Below are 18,395 nucleotides of genomic sequence, written 5' to 3' on the forward strand. Positions count from 1 at the left end.
CTTAGGTTCCAAGCAATGGCTTGTCAATCTCGGCAATCGACAAACGACCGGGCCACGTCCGGCACCGATGCCGGCGGCCAATTCCCGGCGAACCCACTGCTGTCATCTTGCCAAAGCCGACGGCCTGACGGGAACCAGCAGTTTGCCATGATGGGCGTCGGGCGACTCGCCTCTTGGGTTCAACCGCTCAGCAAAGCCCTTGTGAAAAATGATACCATTCATATAGGCAAAAGTCATGGCGAGCGCCGCTGTTCGCAAGGGATAGTCGACCAGCGAATGAACGAGAAGAAACGATACCGAGAGAAACGCGGCTTTCTGCAGCGGCACCCGCCGAACCCCGAGAGCCGACGCGAAAAGTAATATCAGGTAAACCGCGATCAGAAAGACAACAGGCGCGCCACCCTCGAGTGCCAGTTCCAGATAGTCGTTATGAGCGTGATTCACGTAGGGCTTGAAGATCATCTCGCCCTTTTCGTAAATCTGATAGACCTTCTGAAAACTGCCGAAACCCACTCCGATCGCCCAGTTTTCTTCAATTCCCGCGATCGTCGTTCGGGCGAATTCGGCTCGCCCAAATTCCGGATCAACCACCTCCGCATCGATCTTCGTCCACGCGCCCATCGAGTAGAGCGAAAGACCGATGAAGACAGCGAGGACGCCATAACCACCTAGCCTGGAGCGAGCGGACAGAAAGACCACCGATATTATGGTGATCGCCAATCCTATCAGGATACCTGCGCGCGAACCGGCGGCCAGAAGCAGCAGCAGCAGCGATATCAACCCGAGCGATCCGGACAGAAGGTGCCCGCGGAACAGTCCGTAGTAGACAACGAAAGGGATGGAGACGAAGAGCAACGCCGAAAAATGATTCTGGTTGGCAAACAGCCCAGCATTGATCGTGAACGGCAACAACCCCTCTATGGCAACCGTATCGGAGAGTGAATATTGGATCGCGGCGGCCAATCCGTTACAGATGACACCCATGAAAAAGAAAGGCAGAAGGCCGTAGACCTGATCCGGGCGCAAACGGATGACGCTCAGAAAGAATGCCGCCGCCGCCGAGAAATACAAAAAACACTCGATCGTGCGCCCCACGCCAACACTGACGAAACGCAGTCGGGTTTCGCCGGCCAGCCATGGATTTACGAGCAGCACCTCGGGCCGCAATCCACTCAACAGGGCTGCGGGCAGCGGCACGATTTGAAAACAGAACACGGCAAGGGCCAGGGCAAGCAGCCATGGGACCGGACGAGGGATCCTCTGCCCCGATGGCCTTGAAAAGACGGCCGCGGCCGAGACAATGGTCGCAAGCTCGATCAACGTTTCGGTGTAAAGGCCGCTCGCCGTGCCGCCGCCGATCAGCACCGACAGGAAAAGAACCGACCCAAGCAGATACTTTTCCCATTCCGTGGACGGCTTTGACCGCTCTCTCACAATGAAACTCTTTCGATGCTCAGCTTGTGCATGACCAACGTGCCGACGTATCGAAATCGCCAGCTCTCAGCGATGGCGGCTGTTTCCAGCCGCAGCAATTGCATCGGACACGCGCTCGGTCCGATCGCGAAATCCAGGCTCAAATCCTGCCGGTTGAATGTGCCTTCCGGAATGTTGAACCGGGCTATTTCGCTTGCCGGATCCGCGCAGCGGATGGACCAGAACAGCTGCTTTGGCAGCTTCAGGTTTCTCCCGGAGGCGGTCAAGGAAATCCTGTAGGAGCCGGGAGGCAGTTCGATATATTGCTGGAGCGCGGCATTCTTCACCGGCGTATTCAAAAATCGAACGGTCGCTCCGCTGTCGCTTTCGCCGACATCGCGCGACCCGGCAAAGGTAATTTCCAGACCGGAGCGATCGTGAACCTGCCAGTCGAATGGCTTGCCGCTGTGGACCGGTTCAAAGCCGCCGTTGAAAATGTAGCCACCCAGCGTCCGCTCCTGGTCGGACAGGCTGAAAAGGAACAGCCGATAGGCCGGCTCGTAGTCCTTTTGCCTGATATAGCCGTTGATCACCGCGGACAGATCCTTCGATGTCGGTGGTGAACTCGATCCGGCAAGGTCGAGCAACAGTTGGCTTGCGGCGCGAAGTCCCCGCGGATCCTGGCCTAGGGCGGAGAAAAGATTGGACCTCCACGGAGCCTCGATCTTCATGGCTGCCAGAACAGCCTGATATCCGTTTGGATTTGAAAGAATGGCCGGCATGCCCGCCGCGATGACTGGAAAACGGTCCGGCCACCGGCGCAGCAAGGTGTCGATCTCGCCGACGGCCATCGACAGATCACCTCCCTCGATCGAACGGTCGATCGATCTCTGAAGCGCATGGATTTCAGTCTTGGACAGCTTTCGAGCCTGATCGAAGAGTTCAAAAGCCTCGTCTTTCTCGCCTTGTCGGCACTTGATCTCGCCTATCAGGCTGTAGAGCCGGGCGTCCGCGACATTGAAGCGAAGCGCGCCCCTCGCCTTTTCAGCCAAAACGTCAAAATCAGCACCGTTGCCCGTTTCGTTCAACTGACCGGTTATTTCACCTATCAGGGCATCTATGTTCAACGGGTCGAGCGCAAGCGAGACGGCCGGCGCTCGGGTCTCAAGAAGCCGACTTAGCCCGATCGACGAAGCCGCCAACAGCAGAACGGATGCGACGAACCAAACGCCTGAACGCCGGAGATTTCGCGTGAGCGGGCTGACCTGCTCCGTCATCGACTTTGCCCTCAATTTTCGGGGTACTCGCGCCGTAGTCGTAGTACTGGTAGTTCATGTATTTGTAGGCATAGTTGTAGTCGAACTTGTTCACCGCAAACTTCGACATTGCCGCTCCGATGACATTCGCACCGGCCGCGCGCAGACGCTTGAGCGCCGTCTTGGCTGATTTGCGCGTGACCTTGTTGGTGGAAACGACCATCAACGTGCCTTCCGCAAGCCGGCTGAGGATTGGGCCGTCGGAAAGGCCGACGACCGGTGGGGCATCGATGATGATCAGATCGAAGCGTTTGCCGAGATTGGTCAAGATCAGCGCCATCTTCTGCGAAGAGAGCAGGTCGGCCGGGTTCGGCGGAATCGTCCCGGACGTCAGCACGGTCACGTTAGGGTATTTCGTCGTCCTGAAAATGCCCGCCAGATCATCCTTGCGAACGGTATTTGTCAGAAGGTTGCTCAGCCCGATCGCATTATCGAGGCCAAACAGCCGATGCAGGTTCGGTTTGCGAAGATCGCCATCGACAAGCAGAACCCTTGCACCGAGCGCCGCGAAATCCTGGCAGAGCTTGAACGAGGTGGTCGACTTGCCTTCCGAAGGTTCCGAACTGGTCACCAGCAGCGATCGCGGCGCGCCTTCCGCACCGGAGAACTGCAGCGATGTTCGCAGCGAACGATAGGCCTCCGAGAGCCCGGATTTTTGATCGGCGATGCTGGCTGTGAGTTCGCGGTCGTCGACAAGCGGCAGGATGCCGAGCATCGCCAGCCCCAGCTCTTTCTCGATCTGCTCCGGATTGGTGAAGGTGTTGTTCAGCAGCTCGATGATGTAGATGATCGATGCAGTCAAAGCCATGAAAAGCGCCAGGGCGATTGCAAGATTGATGCTCAGGCGTGGAGAATAGGGGGCGACGGGCAGCGAAGCGAAATCGACGATCGCAACGCTTTGCGTCTTGAGTTCCGAGCTAACCCCGACTTCATTCAGCTTGGCGATAAGGCTGTCGTATTGCGACCGATTGGAATCGACCTCACGCTTCAAGATCGTGTATTTGATATTCTTGTCGTTGAAGACGACCTGCTGTCTCTCCATCTCAGCGAGCTTGGACTTGAGGTCGGCCTCCTTGCTCTGCGCTTCCTGGTATTTCAGTCGTAACGAATCGGTTATGGCCAGCACGCCGTTGTTGTAGAGCCGCCGCAGCTCCTTGATCTGCGCTTGCAATTGCTGCATTTCCGGATAGCCAGGCTTCAGGATGCCCAGTTTCTGCTGATACTGGCTGGTCAGGTCCGCCAGTTTTTCGCTGAGCTTCTGCAGACCTTCGCTTTCCAGAACCGGGCCGAGGCTTGACCCGCGCCCCTTTTCTATCTGATCCACCACCCGTCCCGCATCGAGGCGCTCCTGGATTGCCGTCGCCAGCGCGGTGTTCAGGGCCTCGATGTTCGATCCGATCAGCGATTTGTCGTCGCCAGTGACCGTGATGCCGGCGTCTTTTGCGTAGGTGACCAATTCCTCCTCGGATTTCTGCAGCTTTTGCTTCACCTGCAAAACCTGTTCCTGGATGAATTGCCTTGCCAGATCAGAGGTTTCGCTGGTCTGGTCCAGGCGCTGGTCGATAAAACTCTGCGCGACCTGATTGGCTACGTCGCTTGCATATTTCGGTTTCTGATCGACAAAGGTGATCGACAGCAGGCTTGTATTGGTGACCAGATTGACCGTCAGGTCTTCCAGGATCCGCTTGATGGCAATTGCTTCGCGCTCTTCGGGCGTTTTCTCCTCGATGGAAGGCGACTTCGACATTCCGAATGCCCGGTAGACAATGTTGCTCAGCGAAAAGCTCGGCGTCGGAAACAGGAAGTCCGGCTTTTCGCCAAGCCCCAGCTGGAACGCCACGCGCTGAGCCAGCGCGCGGCTCTTCAGCTTTTCACGGGCGGTCAGGAAGGCCCTGACGTCGCTGTTTTCGGAAACAACCTCGATGTCCTGAAAGACCTTCGCCGAAGGGACCAGAACTTCAAGTTGCGTCGTTGCCTGATATTTTGGTGTCTGCATCATTGTCACGATGACGCCGGCAACAAGCCCGGCAGCTGCCATCATGACGATCAGCCAACGATACTGGACAATGTAGAACAGCAGCTTGAGCGGGTTGAACCCTTCATCCTGACCGGCATGGTCACCACCATAAGGACCGTAGTTTTGCGGCGCGTCGTAATAGAGGGCCGCGGACGGGGCCTGTCCGGGTCCGGCAAATTGGGATTGCCTGTTACGATCGAGCATGCGCGAGGTGATCCTGGGGTTGTTCGTATCGTGACCTGTCCTACGGAATGACCGCAATGCGGGCCGCGCTGGAGGCGAGGCCCAAGGCATCCTTCAAATTGTTCATCGCGATTTTCGACTTCGAAGCAAAAACGACGATCACATCGCCGCCATAGATGCGTGGGTTGCGATTTTTGCCGGCGCGGATTTCCTCGACATTGTAGTTTGCCACCAGCTTGTTTTGGCCGACATTGCGATAGACGAAGACCTTGCCGGCATCACCGACCGGATTGAAGCCTCCGGCAAGGGCGATCGCATCGAGCAAAGAAGCGCTGCTGGACACCGGATAGATGCCGGCCTTGTTGACTTCCCCATCGACCGTGATGCGCTGGCCAATCGATTCCTTGACGAAAATCGTCACATCAGGCGATTGCAGGTATTTTTCGCCATAGGCGGTCTCGATTTCCTTCTCGAGCTGACGCACGGTCCTGCCGGCCGCCGTCATCGTTCCGATCAGCGGAAGCGAAATCTGCCCGCCTGCGTCGACCTGAACAGTCCTGTTCAAATTGTCGACCTGGAACACGTTGACCTCCAGCACGTCATTGGCAGACAGGGGTTGCTCGCTGCCATTCTGCGTATTTTGCGGCGGCGGCAGATCCTTCACCATCTGCAGTGTGCCGCCGCCAGAAAGAGCCGTGGAGGACGCCGCCGGCTGAAGGGCGCTGACAGAATTTGTGGATGACGTCGATGTCAACGGGGTGCCGGCGCAAGCGGATATCGCCAGCGATGCGAGCAACGCTGACAGGATGCTTGCATGACGCCTTGCAAAATCGAAAATGCCCATCACAGGGACCCGCTCTTGAACAGCCGGCCAAATCCGCCGAAACGGCCTACGCTGCTGACACCCGACTTTTTCGCACTGTGCTTTCCAATGGGCACGAGCGGCCGGCAGGATGTGGTGTGGCGTTTCGAACAGGAAATAGCGGGATCCGTTCAACGCCGGCACGGTGCCAAGCATCAGTCGATCGGGAAGATCAGGCGCGATATGAACATCGGCGCCGACGTACAGGGTGAGCGGTATGGCAGCGTTACGGAGTTCCACCTCCAACGCCTGAACTGCCTCGGCAATGTTCGGCGTGGCATTCCTATAGACGCCCGGCATCACATGTGGTGTGCATGCCATGTGCGTCGTGCCGTCGGCCACTGCCAGCCGCGCCATCTCCAGCGACTCGGCGAGATCAGGAGAACCATCATCGAGACCGGGCAGGATATGTGAATGCAGGTCGATCATTGGCGTTTCTGGCTGCGGGGAGGCAAAGCCTCGGCTCGACAAAACACAAATGCGCCACCCGCATGAAGGCGAATGACGCGTTTGACAAAATTGCGCAAAACAGCGGGTGTCGGATCTCGGCTACCGGCTGACAGCGTCATCGTCGTCCTGCAGCCCAATAACAAGAGCGGCGGCGCCACCAACCGCGGCCCCGCCCAAGAGAGCTGGCAGCATGACAGGCTCCGAGCTGGCAGGCACAACCGTCGCAACTGGCGTATCGAGCGAAACGCACATGCCACCTTCGACAGGATCGACCTTGATCGTGGTGTTGCCAGGAATATCGAATGCGCAATTGGCACCCACCGCCAGCAAAGCGGACGCCTCTGCCCCGGTCATGATGCGCGCGCCCGAATACACTGGCGCTTCGGGACCCACGCCAGCATAGCCGCCGGCCTGGGACATCTGAACGTTACCATGGACCTGCGTAAGGCGACCTATCGCACCGGCGGACGCCGGCACGGTCGCAAGACAGGAACATGTCTCCTGAGCGAAAGCGTCGGGCGTTGCAAACAGAATGCCCTCTGCGGCGAGTACAACAAAAACGAAAACAGCCCCGAGCCCATGACGAATCGTCATTTTTACCCACCCAACCCTGCAACTCACCCTCTTGGGACGCTGACGTCGTCCTGCGTAGCCGAGAGCACGCCAGCGATCAGAAGCGCGCCGGCAAAAATCGCTTCCGGCAGGTCAACCCCATCACCAGACGGCTGAATGGCGGCCGTCTGTTCGAAAAACAAGCTTGAGACAAATGTTGTCGTCGAAGTGGAAAACATCGAGACTCGAATTGGCCTGCACATCCAGGTTGCAGCCGCCGAACCCGATTGACGCAACAAATACGGCAGGCGCAGTTTTGCTCACAGATTCATCTGCCTTTGATCCCCTCTGCATCACCTTTCTGACGCACCAATTCAAAGATAGCAGATCAGCACGTAGCAGTTTTTCGATCACAATTCCAACACATTTCGCGCGCGAGGCAATTTAGATCGATTCGTGACTGTCCGAGCACAGTACTTTAGCAAAATCGCATGAACAGTTTCGACCAAAAAACTCAGGAACCGGCGTTACCCAATAGAAGACCCACAATTACCCAAATGCAGGAGCCTGTCGGCCGGGGTTGGGCAGATCCATTCACTTCGCCGTAAGAGCACCCAGTCCCTACCGTTCAGCAAGACTTGTATCTTGGACCGGCTTGAACCGGCTGGTCGCAGAGAATTCGACCCTGCCTAGATATGGTAGCCAAGTCTTCCCCCTCGGCCGTCAAGCACTGCACAACAAGGGTATCGCCAACCCTGGAAGCGATCTTGCCATCGCAAGGCGTGCCGGCACCAACGGGTCTGCAGGTCAGGATCATCCCCTGATAGTCCCGGCGCGCCGCTTCCGTCACCAGGGCGCGCATCGCCTGGGGCCCGGAAAACGTCGCGCCGCATAGCAGGATCTTGCGACCGCCGACGCGAAGATCGTCGATCGAGGGAATGGCGAGCTTACCGTCAAACGGCTCGAGTACCACGACCGGGCGGCGGGCTGCCTCTCTGAATCACACCTATAGAGCCGGCAGCAAACAGAATAGCTACAATGGCAAGGAACGCTTCGCTCTTGGCTGACAAGACCGTCCTCCATCCGGCCCAACTGTCAGTCTGGCCCGTTCATTCATTTCGCCGCGCGGCCATCCAGCTTTTCTATCTGCTGGATGTACTTCGCGATGACGATCGTCTCCGAAAACTGCCGCTCCACCTTGTTTCTGCTCTCCACTCCCATCCGGCCCCTGGAGGCATCATCCATCTTCGCAAACTCGACCATCTTGCTTGCCAGATCATCAGGGTCCCTCACCTTGCACAGGAGGCCGTTGATGGCGTGGTCCACCACCTCCCTGCACCCGGGCACGTCGGTGGTGATCAGCGGCTTGCCCATCGCGGCCGCCTCGAGCAGCGAACGCGGCGTCCCCTCCCTGTAGGAAGGCAAGACGACACAATCGGCGGCACGCAGAAAAGGCCGCACATCGTCGGCGGAGCCTAGGTATTCGACCAATCCCTCACCGACCCATTGCTCGACATTCTGCCGGCTGACGGCGGTTCGGTTCTCTACATCAACAAAGCCGAGCAGTTGGAAACGGACTCCGGGCATCCCCCGGCGAACCAGACGGGCCGCCTCTATGAACTCGCCGACGCCCTTGTCCCAGAGAAGCCGGGCCACGAGAAGAAACACAATCGCGCCAGACCTGGTGCGATTTTCGGACGACGGAGCAAAACGCACGAGGTCGATGCCGGAGCCAGGCAGAAGCCCGGTCTGCTCCTTGCGAACCAGGTGCCCGTCGACGAACAGCATCCTGTCGTCGTCATTCTGGAAGAAAACCATTCTGGAGCGAGCCAGCGCCACCCGATACAAGGCCTTGGCAATTCTGAGCAGGAGGCCACCGCGGACGAATGCCGTCCCCAGTCCGGAAATGTTGTTGATGACCGGGACACCGTTCAGATTGGCCGCGATGGAGCCGAACACGTTGGGCTTGATCGTAAAGCCGACAAACGCCAACGGCCTTTCACGCCGCAAGAGACGCCAGTAGCGCCACAGAAGTGCCATGTCCCGCAAAGGCGACGTGCCGGAATTGTCCATTTCGAGTTCGACATAGCGGCAGCCCATGGCCGTTATCAGCGAAGAGTATTCGTCTCTCGGCGCCGCGATGACGACGTCATAGCCATGGCTCCGCAAGGCCTCGATCAGACCTTTGCGGAAATTGACGACGTTCCAGGATGTGTTTATCGAGATGATTATCTTGTTGCGAGCAGCGGACTTCATCTCTGCCCGCCCGGATATGACGAAGGCGCTCCCAACAGCATATCCGCAAATCGCCCAGGCGATCGTTCCGATAAGGTCTCTCCATACAAGGCCGACCGATCGCCGGCGTGAATGACCTTCAACAGTGCATCCGCAATTTCCAGCGGGCCAAATCCGGCTGAAATCGCCAGGCCGGACAGCATGTCCAGATCTCCCGCACAGGGCGTGGTGACGATGCCGGGGATCCGGCAAGCCATCATTTCCAGAAGGACGTTTGGAAATCCTTCGGTCGCCGACGTAAGCAGGCCGGCCCGCGATGCGCGAAACAGCGGAAATGGATTGTCTCTCTGGCCGAGCAGATTTATTCGGGAGGCCAGATCGAACTTGCCGGCATAGGCTCTTAGCTCCGCTTCCATGGGTCCGGCCCCCACCATGGCCAGCTCATAATCTTCGCCGGTTCTTCGTCTGACCTCGGCGAGCACATCAACCGCGATCGTTGGGCGTTTCACTTCAATCAGCCGGCCGCACCAGACTATCTGTGGACGGCGGGAAAATATCCTGGCATCGCTCTCCGGCAATGTCTCGGCGGACATTTTGACGATGAGATCTTCATCGACCGGATTGGGCAAAGTGCACAGTTTAGCAATGGCGCGCTGGGGCAACACGTCGCGCAATCGTTCATTCATATAGTTCGTCTGTGCGACAACCATGTCCTGGCTGCCATAGGCCGCGTATAGCGCCCTGTAAGCCAGTGCGCGAGGGCCTTTGAAACGATCGAGGAGTACCGTGGATTCGCGAGCGACCAGCCTGCGGCTTCGAAGAACCCCGACACTTCGGGCGGCGGCCAGGAACGAATTCAGCCGCGCGTGGCTCGACAACACAAAATCGTACCGATGCCGGATCAGCTGCGGGGCAAGCAAAAGCTCGCTCATCGCTTTGCCACCGCCAAAGCCGTAACCGCGCCGAATTCCATCCTGGTATGATCCAACGGCGTCCCCCGCTGCCTGGCCACCCAGAAAGCCGATTTCGACGTCCCAGTCGGGCCGGCTCGCAAGTGCACGCGCAACCAGTTTCAGGATGGTTTCGGCTCCACCTCTGATGTCGAGCGGAATGGCGATGAGCGCGAGCTTCCTTTTCATGAGTTGCAAGGATTCACTGTCTTCGCCGAAAGACATAGGCGTAGGTTTCAGCAGCATCCTTGCCGAGAAGAAGGGCCGAAACGCCTAGCCAGATGCGCCAGGCGAGAAAGGCCGGCACGAAAAAATAGAAATAGGAACTCTTCCAGAACAGACGACGCTCGATGAGTTCCAGGCCGTTCCGTTTTGCGATTACCTCGACCTCGCTGGGCAGGCACTTGTCGTAGAAAGCCGGAAACCCATCATGACCCTTGCCTTTTTCGGGATAGATCGCAAAAAGCAGCCGTCGCTTCAGCCCCTCCGGCAGGGACCGATTTAATCTGGCGAAAACAGCGTTGCGCGAGGGCGAGAAAATGGCAACCACGCCTCCCGGCTTCACGCAACTGGCAATGCCACGCAAGGCACCCTCACCGTCGCGCACGTGTTCAAGCGTCGCCTGACAGATCACAACGTCAGCATCACCCCTACCCTGAAACGAGGTAAGGTCCGCTTCAATCTCCTCGTCGTATATTCCGCGCGGCGCTTTCGATAATTCATGCGCGTCCAGGTCGAGCCCAACGACGAAAAGCCTCAGGCGCCGCTTCTCGGGGAGACTGACGAACGGCCTTGCACCTCCGCCAAGGTCGTAAACCCGAGCGTTTGGGGTAAGTAACGGAGGTGCCATCTCCGTCGCAAAGGTCCGGTTGCCGTCGATGCGAAGGCGGAGCGGCAGAGCCCTGTCGAGGAACTCGGACATGGCCACGTTCGCGCGAACGAACTTTCGCAATCTCGACACTGCCTCACCATCAGTTTCGTTCGCCGATCTGTGTCCACCAGGACTAGACATCCGCGCTATATCCTGTGGAACACATAGAGCCGCGTATGATGCGAAAATGGGCCGAGCAACCGATCGGCGGCAGCCCGCAAACCTCTCAGGATGCCGTTCCTGCTGTCGTACCAGGCCTGCATCGGCTTTGTGAAAAAAGTCTCGTCCTTCAATCCCTTGAAGCCACCCCTTGGCCGTGTCTCCAGAAGCTTGAAGCCGTGCTGTTCGAACCCGGAAACAATCGAAGATGGCTCAAGGATGAATTGGTAAAATCCGGCCCGTTCGCCTGAAAACCTGGGATAGAGACCCATACTGGCCTTCAATCTTCTGAGAGGAGAAATGCTGGGCACCGTCACGAAGGCAATCCCTCCCGATCGGATTATGCGCCTCATCTCCAATACGATCTCGTCATACCCGTCGAAGAAGTGCTCGATCACGCCGAGAGACCACACGCCGTCGAAGAATTCGTCCGCGAAGCCTGTTGCCCGAACATCTCCAACCGTTACCTGCAAATGCGGCGCGGCGCGATTCACCATCCCCACGGTCTTCCGCGCAAAGTCGATTCCGTATGCGGAAAAGCCCGCCTGATGCAGGCCATGGGCCGTATTGGCCAGGCCACATCCGGCGTCCAGGACCCTGGCCGGTCCTGTCAGATATCGCTTGGTCGTTTCTACGACAAAGCGATCCGGCCTCGACACAGTCCCTTCGGCCCAGTGGGAATCCCAATAGTCGTCGTCGGCTATCGTGCCGACATGGACGATGCGGCTGTTCTTCTCGTCATAGAATGCCTTCTTCTCATTCATTTCCGGCATCCGACCCGGCCATAAAAAGGCCTCGCTGCGTTGCATCAGGCCCGTTGTTCGCAATGACGCCCCTTAACGCGAAGAACGAACAAGCCGCGGCTATGACATATCCGGACAGGAATGCCATTTCGCTGCCAAGCGGTAGCCGCCACCACAGACTCAACGCCGCCAAACAGCAGCAAGCCAATGCTCCTATCGCGTAAGAATAGGTCAGCGTCATCGCGTTGTTCGAGCGGAGCGCAAAGGGATCAATGACCACCTTCTTCGTCCTGTTTATCAGGACAGCGCAAGAAACGATCGCAAAGACCGCTGGATCAAATGACCTCCCCAGCCATCCGGACGCATGGCCTGAAAAAAACAGGCCGATTATCCCCGCGGCAGACGCAACCGCAAAAATCAGCGCGATGGTCGCCCCCTCGAACAATCCGCGCCGAAACTCCCTGATGTTTCCATTTGCGGCACTGAGAAACGCGGTTGGCACGAAAACGAAGCTGGCCGCGTTCATGAAGAAGCCGACCGAGCGTTGCGAAAGATCGACACAGAACGAAAAGACGCCGAGATGGGTCTCGGAGCCAAACATCAAAATAATGTATCGAATACCGACAAACACACCGCTCTCGGCCAGATTGCTCAACACAAATCGCCAGCCTGTGGCCAGCGACCCACCAAGGTAGGAAAGGCGAGGCCGCCTCAGATTCATCGGCCCCAGGAAAGCAAATGAAATCAGCGCTCCGGCGACGTAGCTGAGCGAAAAGGCCGTGAGGGCGGAGCCTACTTTTGCATCTCCTGCAAGCAGGACCACAGCTCCCGCCTGGTATGCGACAGCCTGGCCAATCGCCGACCAACCATATGCCCACAAACGCAGCTGTGACCGCAAGATCTCTTGAAGTGCGGTGTGCAAGCCGAACGAAACGATGATGGTTGCGGCAACGACATTGCCAAGTCCGAACCACGCCAGTGCCGATCCAGCCAGGACCACAAACAACGCCAGAATGGCCAGCGCAGTCAAAATAGACGATACGTACTCTCTACCCATTCCCGTGGCATGCATTTTTGCGGAAACCGGCATTATCGAATAGGTAGCAGCTCCAAAAACAAGCGTTGAAATAAATGAAACTGTCGCAATCGTCGTGCTGAAAATACCATACTGTCCAGTTTCCAGATGGCTTCCGATGTATAGTAAAGTCACTATATTCAGAAGACCAGGCGCAATTCGTATGACGATGGCCTCCGCAAATTTCCACAGACTGACTCTTTTCATGAGATCACCTGTGCGAATGACCTCTTGAGCAAGAATGGGAAACTTAAGGCACCAAAGCTCAAGCAGGCAAGGAAGGCCTTGCCCAGGAATCGAACCGAGCGATATCGTCCAATCCAGAATGCCCTGACGTAGTTCAAATTCAGCAACAACATCGGGTACGGATTTTGCCGCTGAAGAAGCCGAATTCTTGCGGTCATTCCCTCCGGCAGGTACCTTTTTCGCCCGATATCGACGTTGACACAGATAACGTCATATTCGATCGCCAACCTGGACCAGAGAAGAGAGGTTGGAACACGGCGGAACCGCCCCGCAGGGGGCACGGCAACCCGTTTCAGCAAGGGAGTTCTGATGATCTCCTTCTTGTCTCCGACCACACCTTCATCGGCTCGCATCCTGATCAGGTTTGTACGCTCAGACGGAAACCGGTTTGCTGCCGCATCTGATCCGGCGAGAACCATAGAGAACACAAATCCCGCGATCCTCTCATCGGCACCTTGCCGGGAGAGACGCTCACAAACCTCCGGCAGGCGATCGATGAAGAGATCGTCATCATCATCGAAAATCATGCAATAGTCGCCAGTGGCGGAAGCGATCGCCGAAAACATCGCGACCCCTCTGCCGCTATTTGGGCCAGTTGTGACCACCAATCTGGCATCGCGAGATGCGATCTCGGCAAGCGCTTCGCTTGTCCCGTCGGTCGAACCGTCGACATGGACACATACTTGCAGTGGGCACTTCACGCGCAGCAGTTCCTGGACCAGCGCAGCAACGCGATCCCGCCGATTGAACGTGGGGATGCAAACGCTCAACAGCGCCTGGGACTGCAATGGACTGCAATCTGCCTGTTTGCGAGCCGTATCGATCCCCTCTCCCCCTGGTTACGCGGTCATGGAGCGCAGCTATGCGCGGATCAGCCGGCAACCGCCAAGAACGGGCCTATCCCCGTCCAAAATACGCCTGGTACCACTCGACGAACCGCCCGACGCCCTCGGTCACCGTCGTCGTCGGACGATAGCCCACCGCCTGCTCCAGCGCCGACGTGTCGGCGAAGGTATCGGGCACGTCACCGGGCTGCAGCGGCAGCAGTTCGACGATGGCTTTCCTGCCAAGTGCGTTTTCCAGCGCCTCGACATAGGCGGTCAGCTTCACCGGGTTGTTGTTGCCGATGTTGAATATGCGCCAGGGGGCGCTGCTGGTGGCCGAATCCGGACGGCTGGAGTCCCAGGCGGCATTGCCCGTGGCCGGGCTGTCGCTGGCCCGCACGACGCCCTCGGCGATGTCCTCGATATAGGTGAAGTCGCGCGTGTGGTTGCCGTTGTTGAACAGCTTGATCGGCTCGCCGGCAAGGATGTTCTTGGTGAACAGGAACAGCGCCATATCCGGGCGCCCCCAGGGGCCATACACGGTGAAGAAGCGAAGCCCGGTCGTCGGCAGCCCGAACAGATGACTGTAGCTGTGCGCCATCAGCTCGTTGGCACGTTTGGTCGCGGCGTAGAACTGCAGCGGGTGGTCGGCCGGCCGGTGCTCGGAAAACGGCATGTCGGTGTTGGCGCCGTAGACACTCGAGGTGCTGGCATAGGTCAGGTGCGCAACGGCGCTGTTGCGGCAGGCTTCCAGCATGTTGGCGTAGGCGATGATGTTGCTTTCGACATAGGCATGCGGATTTTCCAGGCTGTAGCGAACTCCGGCCTGGGCGGCGAGATGGATCACGCGGTCGAATGCGTGGTCGGCGAAGCAGCCATCGACCACTCCTCTGTCGGCGAGATTGCCGCGGATGAACTGATAGCCCGCATTGGTCTTGCGGCTCGCCTCCTCCAGCAGCCGCAGCCTCGCCTCCTTGATCTGCGGATCGTAATAGCTGTTGACGTTGTCGATGCCGACAACCTCGTCGCCGCGCTCCAGCAGGCGCTTGGCCACATGATAGCCTATGAAGCCGGCGGCGCCGGTGACCAGAACTTTCATCAGAAACGCCCATCCGTAACATGCCTGAGGAACAGACCCTTGATGTCGTAGATGACGCCCGGGGTCTTGCAAAGCGCCTTCAGGCCGTCGACGCCAAGCGCGCGGAACTGCCGGTGGCCGACGGCCACGATGACGCCGTCATAGCGCTCGTCGGGAATGTCCTTCATGCTCGTTATGCCGAAGGCACGCGCGCATTCCTGCGCATCGACCCAGGGATCCCAGATGTCGATGCCGGCATTGTACTCCTTCAGCCGGGCGACGACATCGGCGACCCTGGAATTTCTCAGCTCCGGACAATTTTCCTTGAAAGCCGCGCCCATCACCAGAATCCGGCTGCCGACGACTGGTATCCCCTTGCGCATCATCAGGCGGGCCGTCTGATCCGCCGCGTGCCGACCCCTGCCGTCATTGATACGGCGGCCGGCAAGAATCACCTCGGGATGATAGCCGAGTTCCTGGGCCTTGTGGGTGGTGAACCTCAGCCGCGAAGCTGCACTGATCTCATCGCTGCCGGCTTCCAGCGTATGATCCTCGCCACGCTCCAGAGCATCCACCCGCGACTGGTTGATGTCGAACCCGACGACATCCCTGGTGGCACCGAAGGCGACCGCCAGCGGCAGGCCGACATAGCCAAGCCCGATGATGGCTATTTTCCTGGAGGCAAGGTCCATCTGCTTCCTGCGCTTGCTATTCCAGAGTCATGCTTCGCATTGGCTATCGCGCGCCAAACCCAGTAAGCATTGTTTTCATTGTCTTGAGCGTTATCAGAACATCCAGCCAGGGCGAAAAGTTCTTTATGTAATAGAAATCATAGTGCAATTTTTCCATCACATCGTCAACGGCAGCCACATGCCCTTGATTTACTTGTGCCCACCCGCTTATACCTGGCCTGACAATATGCCTGTAGCGGTAGAACGGCAACTCAGCCTCGTACCACTGCGACAGGACGACGGCTTCCGGCCGCGGCCCGATCCAGCTCATTTCGCCACGCAGAATGTTGATGGCCTGCGGCAGTTCGTCGATCCTGAATTTTCGCAGGAAACGTCCGACGCGGGTGATGCGATCGTCGTCGCGCTTGGTGATCGCCTTCTCCTTGTCGCTGTCAGCGTCGCCGTGCTGCCGCATCGAGCGAAACTTGTAGACCGTGCAGAGCTTGCCCCGGTACCCCATGCGTTGCTGGCGAAACAGCACGGGACCCTCGGAGTCCAGCCGGATCAGCAGCGCTATCAGCGCCAGGACAGGAGACAGAACGACAATCAAGACAACCGCGGAAATCCAGTCGGCCGCCTGCTTGATTTTAAGATATGCCTGGTTCGGGTTAAGGGAGCCAAGCGTGTTTTCGGACAGGTGCTCGATCTCGACCCGACCGGTCAACGACTCCCGCACCTGCTTGACATGGTATACGGGCGTTCCCGAAAGGGCGCGATCCGCGATGTATCGTTCCCATTCCGCGCCAAGATCGGCACGCAGATCAACGACCACGCCGCTGGCTCTTTCAATGACCGTGCTGGTCGACACGATCCAGAACCAGTGCACCCCGGGCAAGGTCTTGAGACGCTCGACATCTCCTCCGGGAATCACGACGAGCCGGTGTGGGTCGAGACGCCGCGTCAACAGGCTCAGGCCGAAATACCAGAGCGTGGACTGCGTGAAACTGGCGGCGGCCTGGAACCGGCTGTACTCGAACCGAAAAAAGAAGATGGTCAGGAAAACAGCCCCGTAGGACAAGGCAAATGTCGGCAAGATGTAGCTTGCCGCGGCCACGCCCGGAAAATTGCCGATGCGGCGATAGGAGAGGAAACCCGCCAGGTGCGCAATCGCCGCGGCGGTCACCGTCACCTGAAGGTTTGCCGAATAGATAAACTCAGGATTGAAGACAATCCGGATAATGGCGGGCGCAAAAATCGCGAATGTCAGTCCGCCAAGCAGCTGAAATCGAATCCTGAACAGGAAATGCCGGCTTCCGACAATAGTTGACGCCGTGACATTCAACGCCTTGCCCCTTCCCCCGAAGTTGCCGTGTCGGCCCAGCCAGCGCGATTCTGCATCTGACCTGCCCGTTCGTTCGTAGATCGAATCGAACGTTTTCACCCCCGGCGATTCGACATAGTCGAAGACCACGGGTCTACGACAGTGCGATTGCACCAGCAAGTATCTATTACATATCAATAGTTAGTAGAAGTTTTGATCACCAGCATTGTTTGATGCTTCAGAAAAGCCGCTGTGCACGCAGCGCCGATGCGAGATGATAGGGCCAATGACGCTGAGCAGTTTTCAGCATTGCTTCGGAGATCGCATCCTTTAGCGATTGCGAGTCGCGCGGGAGCTTAGGCGAGAGCGGGGGATATTGTGTTCCCGAAGCCTTGGACCTCGGCGTCGGCGTAGACGCCTATGGCCGGCGGAAGCCGGGAAGGTGCCAATGATCGGCCAGAAGATCGGCCAAACATCCTGGCAAATTCGAAATATATGTTTATAATTATGCACTTAGTGGAAGCCAAGGTCGGCCGAGCATAGAAGAAATAGCTCGAGGCATCGAATCGGCACGCCCGAGCGCACGGCGCGTCGCGTGTTCAATGACGTGATCGCGCTCGGTCTGTTGGCGTCGGAAACACCCAAAGGCCCGGTGTCGCTACGCTTTCCGGCCGACGCATTGGATGCGCTGTTCCCGAAGCTGTTTCCGGAAACCTAAGTGAGATTACTTGGCGGACAGCAGACCGAAATCCGCCAGTCCAGCCAGGACTTGATTGCTCAAGCCGCTGGCCCCTTCTTCGGCGGCTCGCGTTTCAGCCGCGCTTCAGCAGCGACCACACGGCCGGTACAAGGCTTGCCGCGAGCGCCACCTTGATCAGGTCGCCGACGATAAAGGGCACGACGCCGAACTGCCACGACTTTTCCGGGCCGATCAGCAGCGCCAGCCAGGCGAAGCCCATGGCCATCATGACGATTTCGGCAACCAGCATGGCATTGAAAAGCTTGATCGGATGGCGGTCCCAGCCACGATCTGCGGCCCAGCCGACAATCGCCGCCATGACCACGAAGCCTGCGAGATAACCGCCGGTCGAGCCGAGCATGTAGGCAATGCCGAGACCCTTTTCCGGGGTGCTCTGGAAGACGGGGAAGCCCATGGCGCCCTCCGCCATGTAGAGCAGCAGGGTGGCGACGCCGAGACGCATGCCAAAGGTGGCGGCGATCAGCAGCACGGCCAGCGTCTGCATCGAAATGTCGACCGGTCCGAGCATCACCTTGGTCTTGGCCGACAAGGTCAGCAGCAGCGTTCCGGCGATGGCCAGGAAAAACTGCGTTGCCAGCCGCGCCGCGCCATTTTGCGGCAGAGCCAGAGAAACAAGCGGACGCATCGTAGTTGCAATTGCCATGGTATTTCCCCAATCCGGTTGCCGCT

General features: G+C 58.1%; 17 protein-coding genes. 1 reads left to right on the forward strand and 16 read right to left on the reverse strand.

The window, feature by feature from the left end; translation table 11 throughout:
* Positions 1-102 precede the first annotated feature (102 nt).
* From NKH02_RS06920 to NKH02_RS06990, 15 genes are all read right to left on the reverse strand, one after another.
* Positions 103-1,434: an O-antigen ligase family protein gene (locus NKH02_RS06920; protein ID WP_352877402.1), complete on the reverse strand. Its 1,332-nt coding sequence runs from the start codon at positions 1,432-1,434 to the stop codon at positions 103-105.
* Positions 1,431-2,690 (reverse strand): tetratricopeptide repeat protein, encoded by a 1,260-nt coding sequence (locus NKH02_RS06925; RefSeq protein WP_352877404.1) that lies wholly within the window; start codon positions 2,688-2,690, stop codon positions 1,431-1,433. The genes NKH02_RS06920 and NKH02_RS06925 overlap by 4 nt, the downstream gene beginning before the upstream one ends.
* The gene (locus tag NKH02_RS06930; RefSeq protein ID WP_352877405.1) at positions 2,578-4,950 is read right to left on the reverse strand and encodes a GumC family protein; all 2,373 of its coding nucleotides are present in this window, start codon (positions 4,948-4,950) and stop codon (positions 2,578-2,580) included. Before NKH02_RS06930 ends, NKH02_RS06925 begins: the two co-directional genes overlap by 113 nt.
* Positions 4,951-4,990: 40 nt before the next feature.
* Positions 4,991-6,220 carry a CpsB/CapC family capsule biosynthesis tyrosine phosphatase gene (locus NKH02_RS06935; RefSeq protein ID WP_352877406.1) on the reverse strand — a complete coding sequence of 410 codons (1,230 nt, stop codon included), beginning with the start codon at positions 6,218-6,220 and terminating at the stop codon, positions 4,991-4,993.
* 120 nt (positions 6,221-6,340) lie between these two features.
* Complete coding sequence (locus tag NKH02_RS06940) at positions 6,341-6,835, reverse strand: hypothetical protein (protein WP_352877408.1); 495 nt, start codon at positions 6,833-6,835, stop codon at positions 6,341-6,343.
* Between the two features lie 23 nt (positions 6,836-6,858).
* A complete protein-coding gene (locus NKH02_RS06945; protein ID WP_352877411.1) occupies positions 6,859-7,032 on the reverse strand; it encodes a hypothetical protein in 174 nt (57 codons plus the stop codon).
* Between the two features lie 874 nt (positions 7,033-7,906).
* On the reverse strand, positions 7,907-9,049 hold the full coding sequence (locus NKH02_RS06950; RefSeq protein WP_352877413.1) for a glycosyltransferase family 4 protein: 1,143 nt from the start codon (positions 9,047-9,049) through the stop codon (positions 7,907-7,909).
* Complete coding sequence (locus NKH02_RS06955; RefSeq protein WP_352877416.1) at positions 9,046-10,203, reverse strand: glycosyltransferase; 1,158 nt, start codon at positions 10,201-10,203, stop codon at positions 9,046-9,048. Before NKH02_RS06955 ends, NKH02_RS06950 begins: the two co-directional genes overlap by 4 nt.
* Entirely contained in the window at positions 10,181-10,900 is a 720-nt protein-coding gene (locus NKH02_RS06960) for a class I SAM-dependent methyltransferase (protein WP_352877418.1), read from the reverse strand. Before NKH02_RS06960 ends, NKH02_RS06955 begins: the two co-directional genes overlap by 23 nt.
* A gap of 95 nt (positions 10,901-10,995) precedes the next feature.
* Positions 10,996-11,817 carry a class I SAM-dependent methyltransferase gene (locus NKH02_RS06965; RefSeq protein ID WP_352877420.1) on the reverse strand — a complete coding sequence of 274 codons (822 nt, stop codon included), beginning with the start codon at positions 11,815-11,817 and terminating at the stop codon, positions 10,996-10,998.
* Entirely contained in the window at positions 11,765-13,033 is a 1,269-nt protein-coding gene (locus NKH02_RS06970; protein WP_352877423.1) for an MATE family efflux transporter, read from the reverse strand. Before NKH02_RS06970 ends, NKH02_RS06965 begins: the two co-directional genes overlap by 53 nt.
* Positions 13,030-13,842 (reverse strand): glycosyltransferase family 2 protein, encoded by an 813-nt coding sequence (locus tag NKH02_RS06975; RefSeq protein WP_352877425.1) that lies wholly within the window; start codon positions 13,840-13,842, stop codon positions 13,030-13,032. Before NKH02_RS06975 ends, NKH02_RS06970 begins: the two co-directional genes overlap by 4 nt.
* Positions 13,843-13,969: 127 nt before the next feature.
* On the reverse strand, positions 13,970-14,995 hold the full coding sequence (locus tag NKH02_RS06980) for an NAD-dependent epimerase (protein WP_352877427.1): 1,026 nt from the start codon (positions 14,993-14,995) through the stop codon (positions 13,970-13,972).
* Positions 14,995-15,666: a UDP binding domain-containing protein gene (locus NKH02_RS06985; protein ID WP_352877429.1), complete on the reverse strand. Its 672-nt coding sequence runs from the start codon at positions 15,664-15,666 to the stop codon at positions 14,995-14,997. Before NKH02_RS06985 ends, NKH02_RS06980 begins: the two co-directional genes overlap by 1 nt.
* Before the next feature lie 43 nt (positions 15,667-15,709).
* Complete coding sequence (locus tag NKH02_RS06990; protein ID WP_352877432.1) at positions 15,710-17,116, reverse strand: sugar transferase; 1,407 nt, start codon at positions 17,114-17,116, stop codon at positions 15,710-15,712.
* Positions 17,117-17,561: 445 nt separating this feature from the next.
* Between NKH02_RS06990 and NKH02_RS06995 the strand changes: the two genes are divergently transcribed.
* Positions 17,562-17,684: a hypothetical protein gene (locus tag NKH02_RS06995; RefSeq protein ID WP_352877434.1), complete on the forward strand. Its 123-nt coding sequence runs from the start codon at positions 17,562-17,564 to the stop codon at positions 17,682-17,684.
* 94 nt (positions 17,685-17,778) lie between these two features.
* On the opposite strand, the gene NKH02_RS07000 is transcribed toward NKH02_RS06995, so the two are convergent.
* Positions 17,779-18,369, reverse strand: coding sequence for a biotin transporter BioY (locus NKH02_RS07000; protein WP_352877436.1), 591 nt, complete (start codon positions 18,367-18,369; stop codon positions 17,779-17,781).
* Between the last annotated feature and the right edge of the window lie 26 nt (positions 18,370-18,395).

The organism is Mesorhizobium sp. M1396 (assembly GCF_040317725.1).
Classification (GTDB): domain Bacteria; phylum Pseudomonadota; class Alphaproteobacteria; order Rhizobiales; family Rhizobiaceae; genus Mesorhizobium.

What these genes read in the sequence shown, in the direction of transcription:
- NKH02_RS06925 (WP_352877404.1), bottom strand. Translation starts at nt 2,690, where the DNA reads ATGACGGAGCAGGTCAGCCCGCTCACGCGAAATCTCCGGCGTTCAGGC.
- NKH02_RS06930 (WP_352877405.1), bottom strand. Translation starts at nt 4,950, where the DNA reads ATGCTCGATCGTAACAGGCAATCCCAATTTGCCGGACCCGGACAGGCC.
- NKH02_RS06935 (WP_352877406.1), bottom strand. Translation starts at nt 6,220, where the DNA reads ATGATCGACCTGCATTCACATATCCTGCCCGGTCTCGATGATGGTTCT.
- NKH02_RS06940 (WP_352877408.1), bottom strand. Translation starts at nt 6,835, where the DNA reads ATGACGATTCGTCATGGGCTCGGGGCTGTTTTCGTTTTTGTTGTACTC.
- NKH02_RS06945 (WP_352877411.1), bottom strand. Translation starts at nt 7,032, where the DNA reads ATGTTTTCCACTTCGACGACAACATTTGTCTCAAGCTTGTTTTTCGAA.
- NKH02_RS06950 (WP_352877413.1), bottom strand. Translation starts at nt 9,049, where the DNA reads ATGAAGTCCGCTGCTCGCAACAAGATAATCATCTCGATAAACACATCC.
- NKH02_RS06955 (WP_352877416.1), bottom strand. Translation starts at nt 10,203, where the DNA reads ATGTCTTTCGGCGAAGACAGTGAATCCTTGCAACTCATGAAAAGGAAG.
- NKH02_RS06960 (WP_352877418.1), bottom strand. Translation starts at nt 10,900, where the DNA reads ATGTCCGAGTTCCTCGACAGGGCTCTGCCGCTCCGCCTTCGCATCGAC.
- NKH02_RS06965 (WP_352877420.1), bottom strand. Translation starts at nt 11,817, where the DNA reads ATGCAACGCAGCGAGGCCTTTTTATGGCCGGGTCGGATGCCGGAAATG.
- NKH02_RS06970 (WP_352877423.1), bottom strand. Translation starts at nt 13,033, where the DNA reads ATGAAAAGAGTCAGTCTGTGGAAATTTGCGGAGGCCATCGTCATACGA.
- NKH02_RS06980 (WP_352877427.1), bottom strand. Translation starts at nt 14,995, where the DNA reads ATGAAAGTTCTGGTCACCGGCGCCGCCGGCTTCATAGGCTATCATGTG.
- NKH02_RS06985 (WP_352877429.1), bottom strand. Translation starts at nt 15,666, where the DNA reads ATGGACCTTGCCTCCAGGAAAATAGCCATCATCGGGCTTGGCTATGTC.
- NKH02_RS07000 (WP_352877436.1), bottom strand. Translation starts at nt 18,369, where the DNA reads ATGGCAATTGCAACTACGATGCGTCCGCTTGTTTCTCTGGCTCTGCCG.